The following is a 21,884-nucleotide window of genomic DNA, read 5'->3' as shown; positions in this document are numbered from 1 at the left end:
GTGGAAAAAAGTCGGGCTACCTAAAGAAGTAATAACAAAGTTATGGGTGGTATGGTCTTATGATGGGATAAGCCCGACTTTTTGTGGTTTAAATTTCCATTTAATTTATTCTGCTGCAGGAGTTTCCTCTGCAGGAGTTTCTTCTGAAGCAGCAGGTGCTTCTTCAGTTTCAGGTACATAAAGTTCTCCTTCAGCAGCTTTTGGGTTTGCAGGTGTCGTACCTACCAAATCCAATAGAATATAAGAAGCAATCTTTTGCATTTGAGGTCCTTTAAGTTGTGATTTCCAAGCAATCATTCCTTTGTCTGGTACACCGTATTTGATAGTAGAGAACACATCTTTTACGCTTCCACCATGAATCCAGTAGTTATCTGTAAAGTTTGGACCTACAAGACCTTGTCCTTCGTTTCCATGACAGGCGGCACAAGAAGCTTGATAAAGTTTTTTACCTATTTCTCTGCTCGCAGCATCATCTAGAAGAACTACATTGTTCTCATCAATAAAGTTTGTGCTAGACTCTTTGAATTTGTTTAAAGCTTCTTCTGCTGCAGCAATTTCATTGTTGTATTCATCTGCCATGTGTGGCATAGAATTACTAATGTGCATCTGGAAGATATAAACTACTGCAAAAACAATAGTAATATAGAAGAAGGCAACCCACCATGGTGGTAGATTGTTATCCAGTTCTTTAATTCCATCATATTCATGATCCAACAGAATGTCATCTTCTTTATCCAAAGGTACATTGTCTGTAGCTATTTTCATTAAAGAAGAGATTGCAGAATCCTCACCTTCTTTTGCTAATTCCTCATCCGTTTTAAGGAAATTGGTAAGCTTGAAGATTGTTTTAAACATCGTAATAAAAGTAGCTGCCAATACAATTGCTGCAATAATAAGCATTACCGCAGGTGCATCAAGATCTTGGATAAGGCTTGAATCTACTAATTCTCCAGAGGCGAAACTTTCTGCTCCAGCTCCAAGGGTGATTAATGCAAGCAAAGCACTTTTCTTTTTTTCTCTTACCTGTCTTGCAAGAGATTTAATTACCGTAGGTAGTATCATAGCCAGTCCTATTAAGATTACAAATAGTAAAATGGCGATGATAAAGTATGGGTTTGAAGCCGAGCTAAAGTCTGCTGCGCTGGCTATTGTAGTTCCCATCAATAGGCTAAAGATTAATGTATATGTTTTCATGTCGTTTATTCTAAAGGGAGATTACTCATTTTATCCACATGCTTCTTTCTTGCTCGTACTGCATATATCCCAACGCCTACGAAGAAGGTGAAGAAGATTAATATGGAGATGATAGGGTAGATTTCTACCCCATCCATGGTCTCCATATGTTGTTTGATAAATTTCATCATGGCTAATGATTATTTTTTATCCGTTTTGATGTCGGTTCCTAAACGTTGTAAATAAGCGATTAGGGCAACAATTTGTTTATCTTTTAATTCCTCAACAGATTCAAAAGTCTCTTTTACATCGGCACTTGTCATCAAGTCTTTGGCAATTGCCATTGCTTGTTTTTCACGTACGTCAGATGCTTTTTCTATTTCTTTATCCGTATAAGGAACTCCTAGTTTTACCAAAGTTTTCATTTTGGCTTCAGTTTGAGACTTGTCATAATTATTTTCAAACATCCATGGGTATGGAGGCATGATAGAGTTTGATGACATAATCTCTGGTTCTAGCATGTGCTTATAATGCCATAGGTTTCCGTATTTTCCACCCACACGGTGTAAGTCTGGTCCTGTTCTTTTAGACCCCCAAAGGTGTGGATGGTCATACACATATTCACCAGCTTTTGAGTATTCTCCATATCTTTCAGTTTCAGAACGGAAAGGTCTTACCATTTGCGAGTGACAGTTATTACATCCTTCTTTGATATACAAGTCACGACCTTCTAGTTCAAGTGGAGTATAAGGTTTCACTGATTCAATTTTTGGAATATTTGAATCAACAGTAAGCATTGGTACAATTTCTACTAAACCTCCAATTAAGATGGCTACTGTAGCAAGAATGGTAAAGGTATTTGGCATACGCTCTAATACTCTGTGCCAGTGTTCTCCTTTGTGTTTCTTATACTTTTTCTCCATTGCTGGAGCTTCAGCTTCTTCGTAAGGTACGAGTGTTCCTTGTTTTACTGTTTTAATGATATTCACAACGAATACGATCAATCCTGCAAAGTATAATGTACCTCCTACTGAACGCAATATGTACATAGGAATAATTTGCGTAACGGTTTCAAGGAAGTTACCGTAAACCAAAGATCCATCTGCGGCAAACTGTTTCCACATCAAAGACTGTGTAAATCCGGCAAAATACATTGGAAGTACCCAGAAAAGAATTCCAAGAGTTCCTAACCAGAAGTGTACATTCATCAGTTTCTTAGACCACATGGTAGTGTTGTAGATTCTTGGAGTCATCCAATAAAATACAGCAAAAGCCATAAATCCATTCCATCCAAGAGTACCTACGTGTACGTGAGCAGGAATCCAGTCTGTATAGTGAGCAATTGCATTAAGGTTTTTCAATGAAAGAAGCGGTCCTTCTAGTGTAGACATACCATAAGCGGTTACGGCTACTACCATAAATTTAAGTACAGCGTCTTCTCTTACTCTATCCCAAGCTCCACGAAGAGTTAGAAGACCATTTAGCATACCTCCCCAAGATGGAGCAATAAGCATAATAGAAAATACGGTTCCTAAAGATTGTGCCCAATCTGGAAGTGCAGTATAAAGCAAGTGGTGTGGTCCTGCCCAGATATAGATAAAAATCAATGCCCAGAAGTGGATAATCGAAAGTCTATATGAGAATACAGGTCTATTCGCTGCTTTTGGCAGGAAGTAGTACATCAAACCAAGTATCGGTGTTGTTAGGAAAAATGCTACGGCATTGTGTCCATACCACCACTGTACTAATGCATCTTGTACACCAGAATATGCTGAGTAAGATTTTAGAAAGCTTACCGGAAGCTCAAAACTATTTACAATGTGTAATACGGCAATTGTAATAAAAGTAGAGATATAGAACCAAATAGCTACGTAAAGGTGTCTTTCTCTTCTTTTTACAATGGATCCAATCAAGTTAATACCGAAGATCACCCAAATAAGAGCAATGGCAATATCAAATGGCCATTCTAGTTCGGCGTATTCTTTACTTGTAGTGATTCCTAAGAACAGCGAAAGTGCTGCAAGAAGAATCATAATTTGCCAAGACCAAAAATGAATCTTTGCCAAAGCCATACTAAAGATTGGAGTCTTTAGAAGTCGTTGCATAGAGTAATAAACCCCTGCAAAAATGGAGTTTCCTACAAATGCAAAAATCACCGCATTGGTGTGTATTGGTCTTAAACGACCAAATGTCAACCAGGGTGTTTCAAAGTTTAATTCTGGAATGTAGAATTGGAAAGCTACCACTAATCCAACCAACATACCGATAACTCCCCAAAAAATGGAGGCGAACATAAAGTTCTTGACGATGGTATTGTCATACCTAAACTTCTCCAGTGCCATAAAGTTTATTGATTAATTGTTTTTTGTTTTTTCTTGTTGTCGTCGAATAAAATACGCACAGATGGCGTATAGTCGTCTTCAAACTGACCAGACTTCACTGACCATAGGAAAACGCCTAGGAAAAAAACAGCTACTATAAAGCTAACACCTATAAGTAAATAAATTATTTCCATAAGACCACCTTTTTAATAATTTTACAGGACAAATGTCGTTCGTTAATTTGAGTTACAAAATGACCTAGCTCACAATGACACATGATATAAATCATGTTTTGAAATTCAGATTAAAACACATTGCAAATTAGTGTTTTATATTTAATTTCCCCATATAAAAAACAGAAAGATGCTAAAGAAAATTGGGTTAATAGCTACCGCTAGATTTTTAGAAAATAGCCAGGTTTTAAGTACCAAAAAATGGTTAGAAAGCAAAGGTTTTCAAGTGGTTGTATCAAGTAATGTTCATCATCCATATCATCAATTTGCTCAAAATGATCAAGAAAGGGCGAAAGCATTTAATGCCATGCTAGAAGATTCTTCTATAGATATACTTTGGTGTGTTCGTGGAGGTTATGGTAGTGTTCGTGTGATAGATTTAATTGATTGGCAATTATTTCAAAGAAATCCTAAAATTCTTGTAGGTTTTTCTGATTTTACCATTTTTTTGAACCATATTTTGGCTTTTGGAGCCTATTCTGTCCATGCTCCGATGCCTATTCAGCTACCAGATCTTAGCGAAACAGCAAAAATATCGTTAGAAAACGCTTTTTTGGGTAAAGCAATTAGTTTTGAATGGACCTCTTCACAAAAACAAAATATTTCGATCGAAGGTAAGCTTATTGGAGGAAATTTATCGGTTCTTTATTCCATGATGGGCTCTGTGAGTTATCCATCTACCAACAATTGTATTCTTTTTCTTGAAGATTTAGATGAGTATGTATATCATATTGATAGAATGATGTATGGCTTGTATAGAAATGGTTCTTTGGGTGGTTTAAAAGCTATTTTGTTAGGGAGTTTTACTCATATTCATGATCATAAAATTCCTTTTGGAGAGACTGTAGTAGAAATAATGCAGAAGTTTTGTGTGCAATTAAGTATACCATTGTTTATAGATTGCCCTGTCGGACATATCAATTATTCGAATTCTTTATGTTTTGGTAAGGTGATCGAAGTTTCCCAAAATAAAAACCTCATAAGCTTAAAGTATTCTGAAAAGAATAATTAGTTAACTGATTATCATAATCGTGATGATTAGCTAACGTCTGTATTTTTTTGTGTTAATGTGAAAATTTATTAAAATGATTTAATAGATTACTAATTAAGTAGTTAAATCTATTTTAATTTTATCATACGTTGTATAATAGTGATTAATAGGTTCTTATGTTGCAAAAGTGACATAGACAAAACAATATTTTGGCATACTTTTGCCATTGTTTTGAAAAAAATAATAAATGCTACGCACGAAACTCGCAATTTTATTCTTAGTATTAGGAACGCAATTAATCCAAGGTCAGGTGGGAATAGGTACAACTTCGCCAGATGAATCTGCTATTTTGGAGGTGAACTCAACTTCTAAGGGTTTTTTACCTCCTAGAATGGACAATAACAGTATTCAAAGTATTAATAATGCAGCCAAAGGGCTCATGATTTATTGTACTGATTGTTGTAATACAGGATCTTTGGTGATTTTTAATGGAACAGATTGGAGATCTTTAATTGTAAATTGTGGAACGAATTTGATTCCCATTTTTATACCAGATTCTGGCGATGATTTTGATGGAGATGGGATTAGTAATACTGAAGACATTGATGATGATAATGATGGAATTCCAGATGTGGATGAACAATGTGGTACTAATGTTGAATCTTTCGGGCAGATGAATATCACAAATCATGTGTTTACCTACAATATAAATAACGTATCCCATTTAGTTATCGATATTGCATTAATAGATAATGCAATGGAAATTTATATCAATAACCAAAACATTTTTCAAGCACAGACAGTGACCGTAAACGGAGTTACAGCTTTACAAAAAAGTATGGATATCCAAGGACAAGATTCACAGAAAAAAGCCTTTAAGGTAGATATGGAATTTGTGAACCCCAATGATCAAGCATATAGTACCGGTGATAATAGAATTTACTCGCCTTGGGATGCACGGTCTGACGGTCTGCCAAGAGTACGTTTTGTAATCAATGAGTTTGGAAATGTAACGGCCTTTGGAACGGCGCATTATAGTTCTAGCCATCCTTCTTATAACAACGGGTTAAAGCCTGTAAGACTAAGAGGTTATCAAGCAAATGGAACTATGGGAAGTGTAATTCCTTTTAGTAATATCACTTTAAATCCAGGGAATAATGAAGTAAAAATAGTGAGTACAAACGAAAGTGGTACAGAACATTTCATAGGGAAGTTTACTTCAAAGGAACATTGTATAGATATTGATAATGACGGGCATGAGAATCAGTATGACCTAGATTCTGACGGAGATGGATGTTCTGATGCTTTAGAAGTAGGTGCAACAGCAAGTACAACGCCAAATTTCACTTTCCCTTCAACAAATGTAGGAGTCAACGGTCTTCATAATTCCTTAGAAACGGCAGTAGATAATGGGATTATTGGCTATAATGTAATTAATAACTTTAACAACTCAACTAACTCTAATATACACTCTTGTAATTAACTCGACGCAGTTTTATTGCAACCGAAACCATCGAATTCTCGCACTTTTCGATGGTTTTTTTTATGTACAACATAAAATGGTATCCTGTGTTTGATATACCATTAGAAACTAGATTTTTTTTCAAAAAAAAACTGCTGAACAAACGTTCAACAGTTTCAAGGAATTTAAGAATTTCCGTTTTTCTTAAAAATTATCTTCTTCCAAGACGATCGTTTATCTTACTGTCTTTAATAACTTTTTCTGTATTTACCTTCATTTCTGTAGCTTTTACCTCTACTTTTTTAGCTTCACCTTTAATTACAGTGGCAGCTTGGTTTGCATTTCTGCTAACGTTACTTGCAGCTTTAGTTGCTCTTCCTTTTACTTCTTTAGCGTTTCCTTTTACCGTTTCAATAGCTTGTTTACCTTTACCTTCAATACGTTCAATATTGTCAGTAACTTTTTTTCCTACTCTCTTTTTAGTATCACCCGCTTTCTTCTTTAATTTCGAAGCTTCTTCTGATGCTTTTTTCTTAGCGTCAGCCATTAATGTTTTAGCTCTTAGCTCAATTTGATCAGTTGTAGCAGCAGAAGCAGTATAAGCACCATCTTTAAAATCTTTAAATAAAGCAGTAATTTCAGCTGGAGTTACTTTGTTTTTGTCATAAGAGATAAATGCTGCTTTTTTGTCGAAATCTACTTCTGCAGATTGAACACCTTCTGTTTCACTAAGCATTTTTTGAATAGGAAGTGCACATCCTTTTGCACAAGTCATTCCATCAATCGCAATAGCTAAATCAGCCATTGCAGGAGCTACTTCTTCTTTTTGAGTATCGGCAGCCTTTTTGTTGTCTGATCCACATGAAGCGAATACCAAAGTGGTAGCCAACATTCCGTATGTAAAAAATCTTTTCATCTTTTTTTGAGTTTAGTTTTATGTTTTCTTTTTAGTAATTACAAATTTAATCAAAAGTTTAGTGTGCTACATTTTTTTCGATGAAATGTTACTTTTTTATAATAATTAACTCATTTTGTAATTTATCAAGGAGAGATAATGATATATTTGGAATAAATAGAAACCAAAAAAATCATTCTCTTAAGATGAAAAAAATACTATTATCTGCTCTTTTGCTTTCTACGAGCTGGGCATGGTCTCAAGAAAAATTAGAATTAAAAGATGATTCTAAATATCAATTTACAGAGATTGTAAACAATGAAGCAACTCCTGTTCAAAATCAAGGTAGAACGGGAACTTGTTGGAGTTTTTCAGCACTATCTTTTTTTGAATCTGAAATTATCAAAAAAGGTAAAGGACAACATGTGCTTTCAGAAATGTGGATTGTACGACATACTTACTTTGAAAAAGCCATTCAGTATGTGAGAATGCATGGGAAAAGCAATTTTGGAGAAGGAGGAGCTTTTCATGATGTAGCACCTATTATAGAAAAGTATGGAATAGTGCCCGAAGTAGCTTATCATGATATGCCTATTGGAGAAGGAGGGAAAAGGAATCACTCAGAACTCAGTAATATTCTACAATCTACTTTAGATGGACTCATAAAATCTAAAAAGCTTAGTCAAAACTGGAAAGTAGCTGTAAACGGTATCTTAGATGCCTATTTCGGAACAAGACCAGAAGAATTTGTGGTAAATGGAAAAACTTATACTCCGCATAGCTATGCACAGTATCTAGGGATTCAAGAGAATCAATTTATAGGACTTACTTCGTATACTCACCATCCTTTTTATGAGCCATTTGTACTAGAAGTACCAGATAACTGGTCTGGAGGTTTATATCTTAATATCCCTATTGAGGATATGATGGAAATATTAGATGAGGCTTTAAAGAATGGATACACGGTAGCATGGGCAAGTGATGTTTCTGAAAAAGGATTTTCTTATAGACACGGTTTAGCACTAATGCCTGAAGACGGTGTTACAATAAAGAAAAAAGGTAAAGACAACAAGAATTTCTCAGATGCAGGATCTTCAAAAATTTCAACCATCTTTGATCAGCCTTCGCCTGAGAAAACAATAACTCAAGAAATGCGTCAAAAAGCATTTGATAATTATGAGACAACTGATGATCATGGAATGCATATAACAGGTATTGCTAAAGATCAAAAGGGAAACAAATATTATATTGTAAAAAACTCATGGGGAACAAATAATCCTTATAAAGGTTACTTTTACGCATCAGAGGCATTTGTAAAGTACAAAACGATGGATATATTGATTAGTAAAGAAGCAATCAATAAAAAAATGAAGAAAAAACTGAAGATCTAAATATTTAGAAAACAATAGATTCTTGTATTAACACAAAAGGTGATTTTATTTTTGAGAACTACTCAAAATAAAATCACCTTTTGTTATATTATAAAAAAACAGTTCTCTAAATAACTGTGCAATATAAACATATTTTCATAATATCAAGGTTTTTCGTATCTTTGTGCGCAGAAATTTAATAGAAAAACGAGCTACATGTCCAAAAAAAGAATCTTATACGTTTCGCAATCAATTTTCCCATACACGCCATCTAATATGATGTCTGAAACAGCGAGACACTTACCTCAAGCAATGAATGAATCAGGTTATGAAGTGAGAATGTTTATGCCTCGTTTTGGGACTATTAATGAAAGAAGACACCAATTACACGAAGTAATAAGATTATCAGGAATTAACTTAATAGTAAATGATCTTGATCAGCCACTTATTATAAAAGTTGCTTCTATTCCTCAAGCAAGAATGCAAGTGTATTTTATTGATAATGAGGATTATTTTAAGAGAAAGCAAAATCTTGAAGACGCAAATGGAAATGCATTTGAAGATAATGATGAAAGAATGCTTTTCTTCTCTAGAGGTGTGCTGGAAACTGTTAAAAAACTGGGATGGGCGCCAGATATTATCCACTGTAGTGGTTGGATGACCTCAATGTTGCCAATGTATTTGAAAGAGAACTTTAAAGATGATCCGATTTTTAAGAATACACAAATTGTATTTTCTGATTTAGAAGACGGATTTGACGGAAGTTTGAACAATAAACTAAAGAATAAAGTGTTATTTGATGGAGTAAGTGAAGCGTCTGCTGCGGGAATTGAAGAGCCTACTTTTGAAAACCTTCAGAAAAAGGGTATTGATTTTGCTGATGCCTTCATCAAAACAAAAAGTACTGATGCTGCCTTAACGGATTATGCAAACGAAAAAGGTCTATATGTAGCTGACCACGTGGAGAAAGACGCATTTAAAGAATTTTATAAGGAATTCTATGAGTCTATGCTAGAAAAGATTTGTTAGGTTTAACATTTATTAATATCTAAGGCAGGAAGGTTATCAAGTTATCAAGTACATTTGAAATCTACCTGCTTTTTTTTGTTTAAAGTAAGCACAGAAGAAGAAAACTACATGAGAATAACATCATTTTTAATAGCACTTTTAACCATTAGTCTAATTCAATCTTGTACTAAAGAAGAAGATTTAGTAGGAGATGATTTAGTAGATGGAAGCTTTTTTGGAAGTACAAGCGTAGATACATTATCAATAGCTACCAGTTTTGATTTAGTTGATTCTGCGAGTACTGTTAATCGAAAAATATGCATCCTAGGTGCCATCAATGATCCCGTTTTTGGTAAAACAAATTCAAATCTTTATACGCAATTGGCTTTATCTGAGTCGAAAATTGATTTTGGTAATGCCACTTTTGATTCCTTAGTACTTGAGCTCCCATATTTAAGTCATTATGGATCACAAGATGCTCAACAAAATTTTAAAGTATATAGAGTATCTGAGAAGATTGATACGACAAAAAAGTATTCCAATGAAAATTATCTTACCAGTACCGAGTTGGCAAATATTAGCTTTAAACCACAGACAACTTACCAAGATGGAGATCAGGCAAAGAATAACAAGCTAAGAATAAGATTAGACAATGCACTTGGTGAAGAGATCCTAAAAGAAAAGCCAGACGGAGCGCTTAAAGATGATGCCAGTTTTTATGAATTCCTAAAGGGAATCGCTATAAAATCAGAAAATAATTTGAGCTCAGGACAGGGTGGACTTTTTCAATTTGATTATAAGAAAATAAAAATGAAGCTCTTTTTTACAGAGTCTTCAAACAAGAAAGATAGTATAGATTTTGTAACTTCCAATGGTACCAATCACCTTTTGGAATATCAACACGATTATCAAAATTCAAGTATTGCAAACAAAATTTCTAAAACCAATACTCCAAACTTATATATCCAGGGAATGGCAGGGATTCAAACAGTATTGGAGTTACCACATTTTAAGAATTTTGCTGATAGCCTTACGAATAAAACAGTAATCAATAGAGCCTTGATGGAAATTCATGTGAAACCAGATACCAATAATGGATTGGTAAATCACACTGAATTACAATTCCTATTGAGAGAAAACGAAAACGAGACAGAAATTTACACAGTCCCATTAGATGGGCAAAAAGTAAGCTATGACTCAAAAAAAGGAATTTATTCAATACCCCTCACTCGTACAATACAACAATGGTTACAGAAAGGAAAAGCAGAAAAAGTGTATCTTCGAACACATTCTGTAACTTCTATCCGAAGAACCATCTTGGAAGGAGTGACCAGTACAGAAGAAGAGAAAAGAGTAAAACTAATAATCATGTACTCTGAACAAAAATAAAATACTATTATGTGTGGAATTGTAGGATATATTGGTGAAAAACAAGCTTTACCAATACTCATTAAAGGATTAAAAAGATTAGAATATAGAGGATATGATAGCGCAGGAGTTGCTATTCTATCTAAAGATATGACTGTAGAAGTCTATAAAAAACAAGGAAAGGTTGTAAACCTCGAAAATGCTTCTAAGGCATACAACAAAGAATCATTGTTAGGTATTGGGCATACTCGTTGGGCAACTCACGGAGTTCCAAGTGATACTAATTCTCATCCACACCAGAGTAATAGTGGGAGATTGACAATGATTCATAATGGAATTATAGAAAACTATGATTCCCTTAAAAAAGAATTAAAAACAAAAGGTTATACTTTCAAGAGTGAAACAGATACCGAAGTATTAATCAATTTCATTGAAGATGTAATGGTTCATACTGAAACGACACTTTTTGAAGCCGTAAGACGTAGTCTTCATCATGTGATTGGTGCTTATGCTATTGCAATTATAGATGAGAAAAATCCAGACCAAGTTGTGGTTGCCAAAAAAGGTTCGCCACTGGCTATTGGAGTAGGAGACGGAGAATTTTATATAGCCTCAGATTCTAGCCCGTTTGTTGAATACACTCAAGATGCTATTTATCTTGAAGATGAACAAGTGGCCTTGATTGATCGTCATGAGGGAATTACCCTAAAAACCATCCAAGATGAAATACTATCTCCTTATGTACAAAAAGTAGCATTCAATCTAGAAGCTATTGAAAAAGGAGGATATGACTTTTTCATGATGAAGGAAATTCATGAGCAACCAAGATCTATTCACGATACGTTAAGAGGAAGACTTCTGGCTAATGAAGGAACCATCAAGATGCGTGGTATAGACGAGTATGAGCATAAATTTCTGAATGCTAAAAGAATTATCATTGTAGCTTGTGGAACTTCTTGGCATGCTGGTTTAGTAGCCGAATATCTTATTGAAGATATGGCGAGAATCCCTGTAGAAGTAGAATATGCTTCTGAGTTTAGATACAGAAATCCAATCATTAACGAAGACGATATTGTTGTTGCTATTTCTCAATCTGGAGAAACCGCAGATACGCTATCTGCTATAAAACTGGCAAAAGAAAAAGGTGCGACCATTTTTGGAATTTGTAATGTAGTAGGATCTTCTATAGCTCGTGAAGCACACGCAGGAGCCTATACACATGCAGGACCAGAAATAGGAGTAGCCTCTACAAAAGCATTTACTTCCCAAGTTGCTATTCTTTCTTTAATCGCACTTCATTTAGGAAGATTAAAAGGAAACTTAGCAGAGCAAGAGTATTTTAAATTGCTTCATGAACTAGATGCTATCCCAGAGAAAATAGAAAAAGCTCTTTTGGTAAATGAGCAAGCAATTGCCATTTCTGAGAAATTTAAGGATGCTGCCAATTTCCTTTATTTAGGTAGAGGTTATAGCTATCCAGTAGCTCTGGAAGGAGCTTTGAAACTCAAAGAAATTTCCTATATCCATGCAGAAGGATATCCTGCAGCCGAAATGAAGCACGGGCCTATTGCATTGATTGATGAAAATATGCCAACGATTGTTATTGCAAACCTAGAAGGACATCATGAAAAGGTATTGAGCAATATCCAAGAAGTTAAAGCAAGAAATGGACAAATTATTGCCGTGATCAACGAAGGCGATTCAGCAGTAAAAGAAATAGCCGATTATGTAATAGAAGTGCCACAAGTAAGTGAGCCATTGAGTCCATTGGTGAATTCTGTTCCATTACAGCTTATTTCTTACCATATTGCTCTAATGAGAGGTTGTAATGTAGATCAGCCAAGAAACTTGGCAAAATCGGTTACTGTAGAATAAGTATAGAAACTTTGTAAACCAAAGATAAACGAACATAAATGCCACTTTTTATTAAACGAAAAGTGGCTTTTTTTACTATGAAGAAATTTATAGAAGGAAGATTAAAAGGTGCTATATATGCCTTTAAAGGAGCTTGGTATTTAATAAAAACAGAGGCGAGTATTCAGGTGCAAGGCAGTATCGGGATTCTCATGATATTTCTCGGTTTTTATTATGATATTTCTGCCTATGAGTGGATTGCTCAACTATTTGCAATCGCTATGGTAATGGGGGTTGAAGGAACAAATTCAGCTATTGAAGAACTTTGTGATTTTGTACATCCAGATTTTCATAAAAAAATAGGAATTATCAAGGATATCGCCGCTGGTGCTGTTTTTATAGTTGCTATTATTGCATTGATTATTGGAGGAATTATCTATATTCCCAAAATATTCTAAGACCCTTAGTTGACAAGCTATTCAAAGAGGAGAAAGAGGGAAGTTCCACAATTCATTTAACAAACATATTTTTTATACTAGTTTTGAGTGATTTCAAAAAAAAAAACTGATGTAAGCCAATGAAAACCACCGAAAAAGACAGTCTATACAAAGACCTTCACCTAATGAGTACTCAAGAACTTTTGAGTAATATCAACCAAGAGGATCAAAAAGTAGCCCAAGCGGTGGAAGAATGCATTCCAACCATAGAAAAAGTAGTGAACGAAGTACACCAAAGAATGGAAAGTGGGGGAAGACTTTTTTATATCGGAGCTGGAACAAGTGGAAGACTAGGAATTGTGGATGCTTCAGAATGTCCTCCAACTTTTGGGGTAGATCATAACAAAGTAATTGGCTTGATTGCAGGTGGTGATTCAGCCATTAGAAAAGCTGTTGAATTTGCAGAAGATAGTAAAGAACAAGCATGGAAAGATCTTCAAAAATTTGAGATTAATCCTCTAGACTCCGTAATAGGAATTGCTGCCAGTGGAACCACGCCTTATGTTATTGGAGGGGTAAAAAAAGCCAAAGAAAATAAGCTTTTTACAGCCTGTATTACCTGTAACGAAAAATCACCACTGAGTAAAGAAGTTGATTTAGCGATAGAAGCGGTTGTAGGACCCGAATTTGTTACAGGATCTACAAGAATGAAAGCAGGAACTGCTCAAAAACTCATCCTCAACATGATTTCTACTTCAGTGATGATTAAACTAGGGCATGTGCTAGGAAATAAAATGGTAGATATGCAATTGAGCAATCATAAATTGCAAAAAAGAGCCGTAGAAATGTTGATGAAAATTAGTAATATTAGTCAAGAACAAGCTCAGAAATTGATAGATACACATGGTAATGTAAGAAAAGCCATTCAAAATATAAACCTATGAGTCCAGAAGCAAAAGAGATCATGATGAAGGGCGTAAGAATGCTCTCCTATATGTTGATTCCAATATTCGGAATTCCTATTTTGATGAACTATATGTTTGATCAATCTGAATCCGTTTGGGTAAAAATTATGGCCGCCTTTTTGGTTTTGGTTGTTGTTGGTTTCTTAATAAAGAGTATTTCATTAATTATAAAAGGTTTATTTCACGATGAAGAATAAAAGTATTTTCAATAAAAAATCCTTCAAGTTTCTTGAAGAATACCTCAACGAATATGCCCCAACGGGTTTTGAGACAGAAGGACAAAAAAGATGGTATAACTATATAAAACCTTATGTAGATACTGCCTTTGTGGATTCTTATGGAACCACTGTGGGAGTCATAAATCCTGAAGCAGAGTTCAAAGTAGTGATAGAGGCACATGCCGATGAAATTGCTTGGTATGTACACTATATTTCAGACAAAGGATTTATCTATGTGCAAAGAAATGGAGGATCAGATCATCAAATAGCACCTTCAAAAGAGGTTGTTATCCACACAAAGAAAGGTCAGATAGAAGGTTTTTTTGGTTGGCCAGCCATCCATGTCCGTAAAGGAAAAAATGAAAAGCAACCCAGTATGGATACTATTTTTATCGATATTGGAGCTAAAAATAAAGCAGAGGTTTTGGAGATGGGTGTTCAGATTGGAGATGTCATCACCTTTAATGATCAATTCAAAATCGTAAACGGAAACAAATGGGTAGGAAGAGCCTTGGACAACCGTATTGGTGGTTTTATGATTGCTGAAGTAGCTCGTTTGTTACATAAAAACAAAGTAAAACTCCCTTTTGGACTCTATATTGTAAATGCAGTGCAAGAGGAAGTAGGGCTTCGAGGTGCTCAAATGATTACCGAAAAAATAAAACCCAATGTGGCTATCGTTACGGATGTGACACACTGTACACAAAGTCCGTTATACAATAAACAACAACAAGGAGATATAGCACTTGGTGAAGGAGCTGTTCTTACTGTAGGGCCACCTGTTCATAACAAACTGTTGAACCTTGTGGAAGAAGTTTGTGAACAGAAAAAAATTCCAACACAAAGAAAAGTAGCGTCCCGAGTTACAGGAACAGATACCGATGCTTTTGCCTTTTCTAACGGAGGCGTTCCTTCTATTCTTATTTCTCTTGCACAACGATATATGCATACTACTGTAGAAATGGTTCACCAAGAAGATGTTGAAGGTATTATCCAGCTAATCTATCACAGTCTCCAGTCCATAGAAAACGATCACGATTTTAATTATTGGAGGATATAGGGATTCTCTCTGAAATTACACATTCAAAAAAAAAAACTCGAAGTGTCTTGTACTTCGAGTTTTTTTGAATGTATTTGTCTTGTCTATAATCTCATTTATGGTATTGATTTAGCGTAAGTTCGAGCTGGGTAATTAGTTTGTTGTAATTGTTTTCAGCGCCCCTTAATCCTTAATTATGTTTTATAAAGTATCTAATTGACGAATTCAGAATTTACATATTTTTAAGTATCAAGAGAAAACATGTTTTTAATAAATCTACCCCTTAATCATAAACGACAAAACATTCAACGATAATTTATTGAATGTTTTGTGGTTATTTTGTCGTATTGGTTATTTAGAAGTTTTAAGACTCAAGCTTATTCACCATATTTACATAGCATATATTGGTTTAGTACTTCATTTTTAATGCTATCTAGAGGAGTGGAAAAAAATAAAATATCAGAAATATTACTTTTAACGGCTTTATCTCCTTTACGATTAGAAAATAACTTTAATTTCTCGAATTTTAGAGGATCTGTTAAAGTTTCATCTTTTTGCACTAATTTCCCATCAATATGTAATTCTAAAATATAATTGACACCATTGCTATGATTTCTTTGAATAATATTAAAAACATGAAATTTACCATCATCAACTCTTACTCGATTATCTAAAGTGTTTCCACAGATATTTCTATTCGAAGAACCATTTTTATAGAATAGTCTGAAATAATTTTTTTCACAAGGAATACCACTTACAAAATCCGCATTGAATGATGTCGATCCCAAACCTAATTGTAGTGAATTATCATTTACTCCATCTGAAGAAGAAAAGAAAGCTCCATATTCGATAATATTAGTTGCTTCAGAATCGACTTTAGCAATTAAAAAAATTTCGAATTCCCCAACATAATCAGGAGTGAAATCATAATCTAAACTAGCTATAGCAATAGGCCCTACATATCCGATCAAGTCTCTATTTACGGTTCTATAAATGCTTTTTCTATGTTGATAAGATGGTTGATTTGGGTCTTCCTCTTTTTTTAGCTGGAAAACATTATTTCCTTCTAAGACACCAGAACTAAACGAAGCTATTTCTGTTGTATTATTTACCAAACTTTCATAAGAAAATACAAAATCATTGTGGTCTGCCTCTGTACCTGTATTACCGCCAGTATTAATATCAATTTTATTTACCTTAGTCTCTGTATTAAAGTATATTTCAAACGGGAAATTGGCAATTCCATTCGATACGAGGTCGTCACAGCAGTAATTGTACCAATAAGATCCATTAAACCACTCTAAACAAGATGATTCAGTATTGTAAATCATCAGGCCCTCTTCAGGACTCTGTATACTATCTCTTTGTTTAGAATTCAATCTCGGTGGTAAAAAGCCTTTGGTACTGGATGCTACTTCCAGTATTGCTGAACTATGCGGATTAGTAATTCCTATTCCCACCTGTGCATAATTAGATTGTAGCGAGAATAGTGAACAACTCAAAAATAATAAATACTGTTTTAGTTTCATGATTTCAAGATTAATACAGGAAACGCTATGTCTTCCTTAGTTGGATTTGTTTCGAATTAGTTTGAAAGTGTTCTTACAAAATGATCAGAAAAGTTGAAAGTACTTGATCATTTTAATTGCCAGCAAAAAAAATCATTCGCACCAACTATAGCGCTTGTTATAAAAACATACAGCGAAAAGAATAAATCTTGGAAAAAATACATGGTACGAGTTTTTTTATTGATAGGTCTGACAAATATCAATTCTTATTTTAGCAAGATGGTATTTTTCTGAATTGAAAAGACTTCAGATTTCTGAAATATGAATTTATTTTCCTGAATTCAAATTCTCCAAATAACGTAATGGAGTAGTATTTAGACGTTTGCCGAAGGCTGCGTAAAAAGTACTATTTGACTTAAATCCGGCTTTTTGCCCAATCCCCTCGATATTTAGAGTCTCAATTTCTCTTGATTTTAGTATTTCTACAGCTTTTTGAACTCTAAAATCATTTATATAGTTATTAAAATTCTTTTGTGTATTTGTATTAATTGCTTTCGAAACAGATCGTGGATGGACTTTAATTTTTTCTGATATGGCAACGATACTCAACTCTGGATTTAAGTACAGTTCTTCATGTCTTATTAACCTATCAATTTTTATGAATATGTCAGTATATTTTTGTACAACTTGGTGTTCTTCATTATTCTTTTTAGGTTCTTTTATTTTATTTACTTGTTCTTCCTCCAATGTGAAATTAAATCCCTCCAGTGAAAATAGATTCGTAGAAACTTCTTGAAATAAAGCGTTATATGCTATCCAAATTGTAATAAATAAGTTAAAAATAACCATAATAAATTCTTGTAGTATTTCACCTACAAATTCTCCTAATAAAATAGAGATAGTCAAAGAAGATAACCCAAAAATCAAAATGAATCTAACCCAAATCAATTCCTTTTTCTCTATATTACTATACTGTTCTTTAATGAGTTTATTATGCTTATTAATCATTATTAGGATCCCAATGAATAAAACAAAGCCATAGAGTGTCCCTAATACGTCTAAAAAAGTAAACAAAGCACTGTTTTCAAGCCTATTTAAGAGGTATTCAGAAAGAAACAAAGAGACAAAATCAAAAATAAATTCTATAAAACCAGGTCCAAGTAAATACTTACTCCAACTTCTGTTTTGTAGTAAGGAAACTCGCTCAATGTATAAAAAAAGTATACTTGGTATTAACCAGTAAAACTCAAAGGGAGAGTTCATCAAAACACCACCATAAGACACATTGAATGTATTGTAAATTTCAGAAAGAGATGATAACCCCGATATGACCAAGAATAATCCTATTAAATAAGAAAAATTCGTGCGACTTTTTTTCAAAATACATAAAAACAAACCGATAGAAATTGCCTGTGACATTTCTATGGAGTCCAAAACTAAAATAAGTAATTCGTTAATCGATTTCAAAACTTAACATTTACAAATTCTAAATAATTCAACCAAATTTACATGAATTATTGAGGAATCACCCTTAAATAATTTTCAGTAGCTTGTAATTGACCTCTCTGATAAATGGCCTATTGTTAAGAATTTCTTAGCATCTTTTTCTTGACATGTAGAAGATAGCTTATCTCGATAATCGGAAATCTTCATAAGAAAGATTTACTGTGCTGTATTTCAGTTGATAATGTTTTTTTGAAAGTGTACCCTTTTTTAAGAGTAACATCATTTTTTATCGGAATATCAGGAGATGTAGTTCTTAAATATAACCGTTACCTTCATTTGTTATATTAATTCCATTTTTTACCTAAAAATACGCATCTTTGCAGCGAAGTATTCACGCCTTAAGAGAATGACTATCTTGCACAAAAAAAAAATATCTAGTTATTTTATTCATGCCTTTTTTTGGTTGCTTTTTTGCCTTGGTAATTGGGTAATGAGCGGTTCAAAGGATAGTTTTCTTTTTTTTATTCTATATTATTCTGCTGCATTGGGTTTTCCAATTCTCTATTTTTATATTCATATTTCTCTATTAAAAAAAACCAAGAATATCAAGAAAATGAAACAATTGAAGATTATTTTCTTCAGTGTAATTATGATATTTATTACTGGGTTTATATTAGAACTTATTGTTTATTTGGATAGTGTAGTCAAAAAATATTTTGGTTTTGAAATTTATGTTGATCCATTCACCACATTTGAATACTTTCTCAATGTAACGGTAATGGGTATCATTATTCTAGGGGCGTCATTCTATTTTCTTATCTATATCTACAGAATTCAAAAAAAACAAATTAGCAATTTATTTAGTCAACAATTTAAATATCAAATTCAGCCACATTTTTTTAATAACGAATTACAAAATTTATATGCCTTTATTCAAAATAACAATAAGGAAGATGGTTTAAATTATGTTCATAATCTTGCTGATATATTAAACTATAATATATCGGCTTCAAATACGCATTCTATTGATCTATTAAAAGAAATTCAACATTTGTTTAATTATTTAGATCTTATTGCTGATCAATGGGAATTACATGATAAGATTAATTATTCCTTACAAGCAACATCAACTGCAGAGTTGAAAATTCAGCCATTAATCTTAATTTATTTTGTGGAAAACAGTGTTAAGCATAGTGGACTTATTCACCAAGTTGAAAATGCATGGTTAAAATTGGATATTAGTGTCCAAAAAAATATTTTCACTTTGGAACTATCAAACTCAAAACCTACCAATACAAGAGATATTCCTTTTTCTACTCAAGTAGGATTGAGAAATGCTAAGGAACTTCTTGAGATCTTTTATGGAAAAGATCACCAATTGAAAATTATATCGAAAGAGACAATATATACTGTTCAACTGCACATCAAACTACCCTAAAAATGGATTGTATCATCATTGAGGATTATCTCCAAACGAGAATTTTGTTGGAATCATATATAAAAAACCACAAAGAACTTGAGCTTTCTATGTCATTGTCTAATTTTAGAGCGCATATTTCAGAAATAAAAAAGCAACCCGAAGCCTTGCTAATTTTAGATATTGAACTAGGAGGAGAGCAAGCTCTAGATATTTTGAAAGAAACAAAACTTAGTAATCCCATTTTATTTGTAACAGGGCATCAGAAATATGCTTATGATGCGTTACAGCAAAATATTTATGGATATTTATTAAAGCCCATTGAGAAAGTAGAATTTGATCAGAAAATAAATAAAATTAGTCAAAAGATAGATGCTGAAAAAAGTTTCAAAAAAGAAGATCACTACCTTTTTATTCGGTCTCAATTTCGACTCATAAAACTTAAAATAAATTCTATAATCTATATCGAATCAGATAGAGATTATTTAATTTTTCATACAGAAAAGGAATCAATAAAAAGTTTGATGCGACTTTCAGATATCATTCACCCTACTTTTGTCCGTACACATAAATCCTATCTTGTGAATCAATCTTATGTACAGCTTATTTATAAAAATAGCATACAAGTTGGATCTCATGAGATACCCATTGGTCGTGCATTTAAAAAAACAGCATACCAAAAATTATTAAATGAAAATTAGACAGATTATCGGTGCAAAAATGTCGTTTGTCTATTCATGCTATTCCTTACATGAAAGCATGTATATTGTGGAATAATAATAGTTGTAGATTCGCCTCAAACATTTTTTATCGTAAGATGAAGCACATATTACAACTCGCATTAAGTATTATGTTTCTTAACACGTCCGCACAAGTGGGTATAGGAACAATCGCACCACATCCTTCCGCAGTACTGGAAGTTGAATCAACTACTTTGGGGTTTTTGCCTCCAAGACTTTCTGAAAATGAAAAAAACAGTATTCAAAACCCTGCAGAGGGATTAATTATTTACAACACTTCACTAAACTGTTTAGAAGTTTATAAAGCTTCCTTCTGGTATAATTTCTGTTGTGTTGAAAAGACAACTACTTCAATCAATTCATTAGTTGCACCATTAGTTCATGTTAATTTTGAGGACTTGAATCTTTTGAAAGTTAATAATGGTTCTGTGGCACAGGTGAATAGTTTCATTAATCAAATAGAGTCAAATGAAGGTAATTCTGTTGTATTTGATGAAATTCATAACAATGAAGCTGGTTTTAATACGGCTCAAGATACCCTCTTCAAATTAATTGATAACCCCAATGGTACTCCCCAATATTCTTCAAGGAGACATTTAAGAAGAACAGTTGTTAACTCCGGTAGAAAGAATTTTTTGGAGTCAGATATTACAGATATTGAGAATTCTGATTTCGAATTATTTGTAGTACTTCGTTTTAACGAGCCAGGTGCCCAACAGGATTATGCATCTGTTTTTCATACACGAAAGTTTACACCAGGTAATTTCAATGGAATAGACGCATCTTTTCAAATTGGAACAGGGCATTCTCTAATTCCTGCTACTGGGTGTAACAATACTTTCTATGGAATTCGCATTGGTCATCAAATGGTCTGTGGCGATAGCCAAGAAAAAAGGGTTGCAATTGATGGTAAGTTTCATATTTTCAATATTACTTATCAGAATAGCACAAAAACATTTACATTAAGAATAGATAACGAGCTTAAAGATACAAGAGTACTCGCTGATGTAAATAAACAGGTTATTCGAACTTTGAGTTTGTTTTCTAATAGAGCTGCTTCAAGTGCAGCACCTTCAGAAATAGCAAGTTTAGTATTATATCAACAAATATTGCAAGCTCCCCAGAGAACCTTAATTAATCAAAATTTAGTGTGTTCGTACTCTGAATTGTGATGAGGGACTTATAAAATTTCTGAATCGCAGAAAACACGTTTATAAAGAGATGGGTCTTAATTCGAAAGGTTCATCTCTTTTTTTATCTCGATATAATGTATTAATTTTATTTATTCTTAATTTTTTAAAATGATTATTAATATCAGAACTAAATGGATCAAGAGAGTCACCTTATATATTTTGAGACTTATCGTATTCGTAAATATTCTCGCATATTTTCATGCATACACATTTACACACTTTTCTAGTCCTGATAATTTTTCAGAA

20 protein-coding genes are annotated in these 21,884 nt (G+C 33.5%); 13 read left to right on the top strand and 7 right to left on the bottom strand.

Annotation, left to right across the window (positions count from 1 at the left end; translation table 11 throughout):
• Positions 1-105: 105 nt before the first annotated feature.
• The 4 genes from N4A45_03035 to ccoS are packed head-to-tail and all read right to left on the bottom strand — an operon-like array spanning position 106 to position 3,688.
• Positions 106-1,194, bottom strand: coding sequence for an MFS transporter (locus tag N4A45_03035; protein ID MCT4664192.1), 1,089 nt, complete (start codon positions 1,192-1,194; stop codon positions 106-108).
• A gap of 5 nt (positions 1,195-1,199) precedes the next feature.
• Complete coding sequence (locus N4A45_03030) at positions 1,200-1,364, bottom strand: CcoQ/FixQ family Cbb3-type cytochrome c oxidase assembly chaperone (protein MCT4664191.1); 165 nt, start codon at positions 1,362-1,364, stop codon at positions 1,200-1,202.
• A gap of 9 nt (positions 1,365-1,373) precedes the next feature.
• A complete protein-coding gene (gene ccoN / locus N4A45_03025) occupies positions 1,374-3,515 on the bottom strand; it encodes a cytochrome-c oxidase, cbb3-type subunit I (GenBank protein MCT4664190.1) in 2,142 nt (713 codons plus the stop codon).
• Between the two features lie 5 nt (positions 3,516-3,520).
• Positions 3,521-3,688 (bottom strand): cbb3-type cytochrome oxidase assembly protein CcoS, encoded by a 168-nt coding sequence (gene ccoS / locus N4A45_03020; protein MCT4664189.1) that lies wholly within the window; start codon positions 3,686-3,688, stop codon positions 3,521-3,523.
• A gap of 169 nt (positions 3,689-3,857) precedes the next feature.
• Here ccoS and N4A45_03015 point away from each other — a divergent pair, with 169 nt between their 5' ends.
• Positions 3,858-4,739, top strand: a complete 882-nt coding sequence (locus tag N4A45_03015) for an LD-carboxypeptidase (protein ID MCT4664188.1) — start codon at positions 3,858-3,860, stop codon at positions 4,737-4,739.
• A 226-nt stretch (positions 4,740-4,965) separates the two neighbouring features.
• Positions 4,966-6,201, top strand: a complete 1,236-nt coding sequence (locus N4A45_03010) for a hypothetical protein (GenBank protein MCT4664187.1) — start codon at positions 4,966-4,968, stop codon at positions 6,199-6,201.
• 190 nt (positions 6,202-6,391) lie between these two features.
• Here N4A45_03010 and N4A45_03005 read toward each other — a convergent pair whose 3' ends face one another.
• Positions 6,392-7,096 carry a cation transporter gene (locus N4A45_03005; protein ID MCT4664186.1) on the bottom strand — a complete coding sequence of 235 codons (705 nt, stop codon included), beginning with the start codon at positions 7,094-7,096 and terminating at the stop codon, positions 6,392-6,394.
• A gap of 185 nt (positions 7,097-7,281) precedes the next feature.
• Here N4A45_03005 and N4A45_03000 point away from each other — a divergent pair, with 185 nt between their 5' ends.
• From N4A45_03000 to N4A45_02965, 8 genes are all read left to right on the top strand, one after another.
• Positions 7,282-8,466 carry an aminopeptidase gene (locus N4A45_03000; GenBank protein ID MCT4664185.1) on the top strand — a complete coding sequence of 395 codons (1,185 nt, stop codon included), beginning with the start codon at positions 7,282-7,284 and terminating at the stop codon, positions 8,464-8,466.
• A gap of 195 nt (positions 8,467-8,661) precedes the next feature.
• A complete protein-coding gene (locus tag N4A45_02995; protein ID MCT4664184.1) occupies positions 8,662-9,474 on the top strand; it encodes a glycogen/starch synthase in 813 nt (270 codons plus the stop codon).
• A gap of 108 nt (positions 9,475-9,582) precedes the next feature.
• A complete protein-coding gene (locus N4A45_02990; GenBank protein MCT4664183.1) occupies positions 9,583-10,842 on the top strand; it encodes a DUF4270 domain-containing protein in 1,260 nt (419 codons plus the stop codon).
• A gap of 9 nt (positions 10,843-10,851) precedes the next feature.
• Entirely contained in the window at positions 10,852-12,696 is a 1,845-nt protein-coding gene (glmS, locus tag N4A45_02985; protein MCT4664182.1) for a glutamine--fructose-6-phosphate transaminase (isomerizing), read from the top strand.
• A gap of 77 nt (positions 12,697-12,773) precedes the next feature.
• Positions 12,774-13,133, top strand: a complete 360-nt coding sequence (locus N4A45_02980) for a diacylglycerol kinase family protein (GenBank protein ID MCT4664181.1) — start codon at positions 12,774-12,776, stop codon at positions 13,131-13,133.
• Between the two features lie 119 nt (positions 13,134-13,252).
• Positions 13,253-14,056: an N-acetylmuramic acid 6-phosphate etherase gene (gene murQ / locus N4A45_02975; GenBank protein ID MCT4664180.1), complete on the top strand. Its 804-nt coding sequence runs from the start codon at positions 13,253-13,255 to the stop codon at positions 14,054-14,056.
• Positions 14,053-14,274 carry a DUF6095 family protein gene (locus tag N4A45_02970; protein MCT4664179.1) on the top strand — a complete coding sequence of 74 codons (222 nt, stop codon included), beginning with the start codon at positions 14,053-14,055 and terminating at the stop codon, positions 14,272-14,274. Before murQ ends, N4A45_02970 begins: the two co-directional genes overlap by 4 nt.
• Complete coding sequence (locus N4A45_02965) at positions 14,264-15,355, top strand: M42 family metallopeptidase (protein MCT4664178.1); 1,092 nt, start codon at positions 14,264-14,266, stop codon at positions 15,353-15,355. The genes N4A45_02970 and N4A45_02965 overlap by 11 nt, the downstream gene beginning before the upstream one ends.
• Before the next feature lie 356 nt (positions 15,356-15,711).
• Here the strand turns inward: N4A45_02965 and N4A45_02960 are convergent, their stop codons facing one another.
• Positions 15,712-16,863, bottom strand: coding sequence for a hypothetical protein (locus tag N4A45_02960; GenBank protein ID MCT4664177.1), 1,152 nt, complete (start codon positions 16,861-16,863; stop codon positions 15,712-15,714).
• A 306-nt stretch (positions 16,864-17,169) separates the two neighbouring features.
• Complete coding sequence (locus N4A45_02955) at positions 17,170-18,261, bottom strand: helix-turn-helix domain-containing protein (protein MCT4664176.1); 1,092 nt, start codon at positions 18,259-18,261, stop codon at positions 17,170-17,172.
• A 640-nt stretch (positions 18,262-18,901) separates the two neighbouring features.
• On the opposite strand from N4A45_02955, the gene N4A45_02950 reads away from it, so the two are divergent.
• The 3 genes from N4A45_02950 to N4A45_02940 all read left to right on the top strand — a co-directional run bounded on the left by N4A45_02950 (position 18,902) and on the right by N4A45_02940 (position 21,617).
• Positions 18,902-19,726, top strand: a complete 825-nt coding sequence (locus N4A45_02950; protein MCT4664175.1) for a histidine kinase — start codon at positions 18,902-18,904, stop codon at positions 19,724-19,726.
• Between the two features lie 2 nt (positions 19,727-19,728).
• The gene (locus tag N4A45_02945; protein ID MCT4664174.1) at positions 19,729-20,406 is read left to right on the top strand and encodes a LytTR family DNA-binding domain-containing protein; all 678 of its coding nucleotides are present in this window, start codon (positions 19,729-19,731) and stop codon (positions 20,404-20,406) included.
• Positions 20,407-20,522: 116 nt separating this feature from the next.
• Entirely contained in the window at positions 20,523-21,617 is a 1,095-nt protein-coding gene (locus N4A45_02940; protein ID MCT4664173.1) for a hypothetical protein, read from the top strand.
• Positions 21,618-21,884: the final 267 nt, after the last annotated feature.

It is taken from the genome of Flavobacteriales bacterium, assembly GCA_025210805.1.
Taxonomy (GTDB): domain Bacteria; phylum Bacteroidota; class Bacteroidia; order Flavobacteriales; family CAJXXR01; genus JAOAQX01.
The sequence above is the reverse complement of the archived record's forward strand: the minus strand, read 5'-3'. Positions and strand labels throughout refer to the sequence as shown.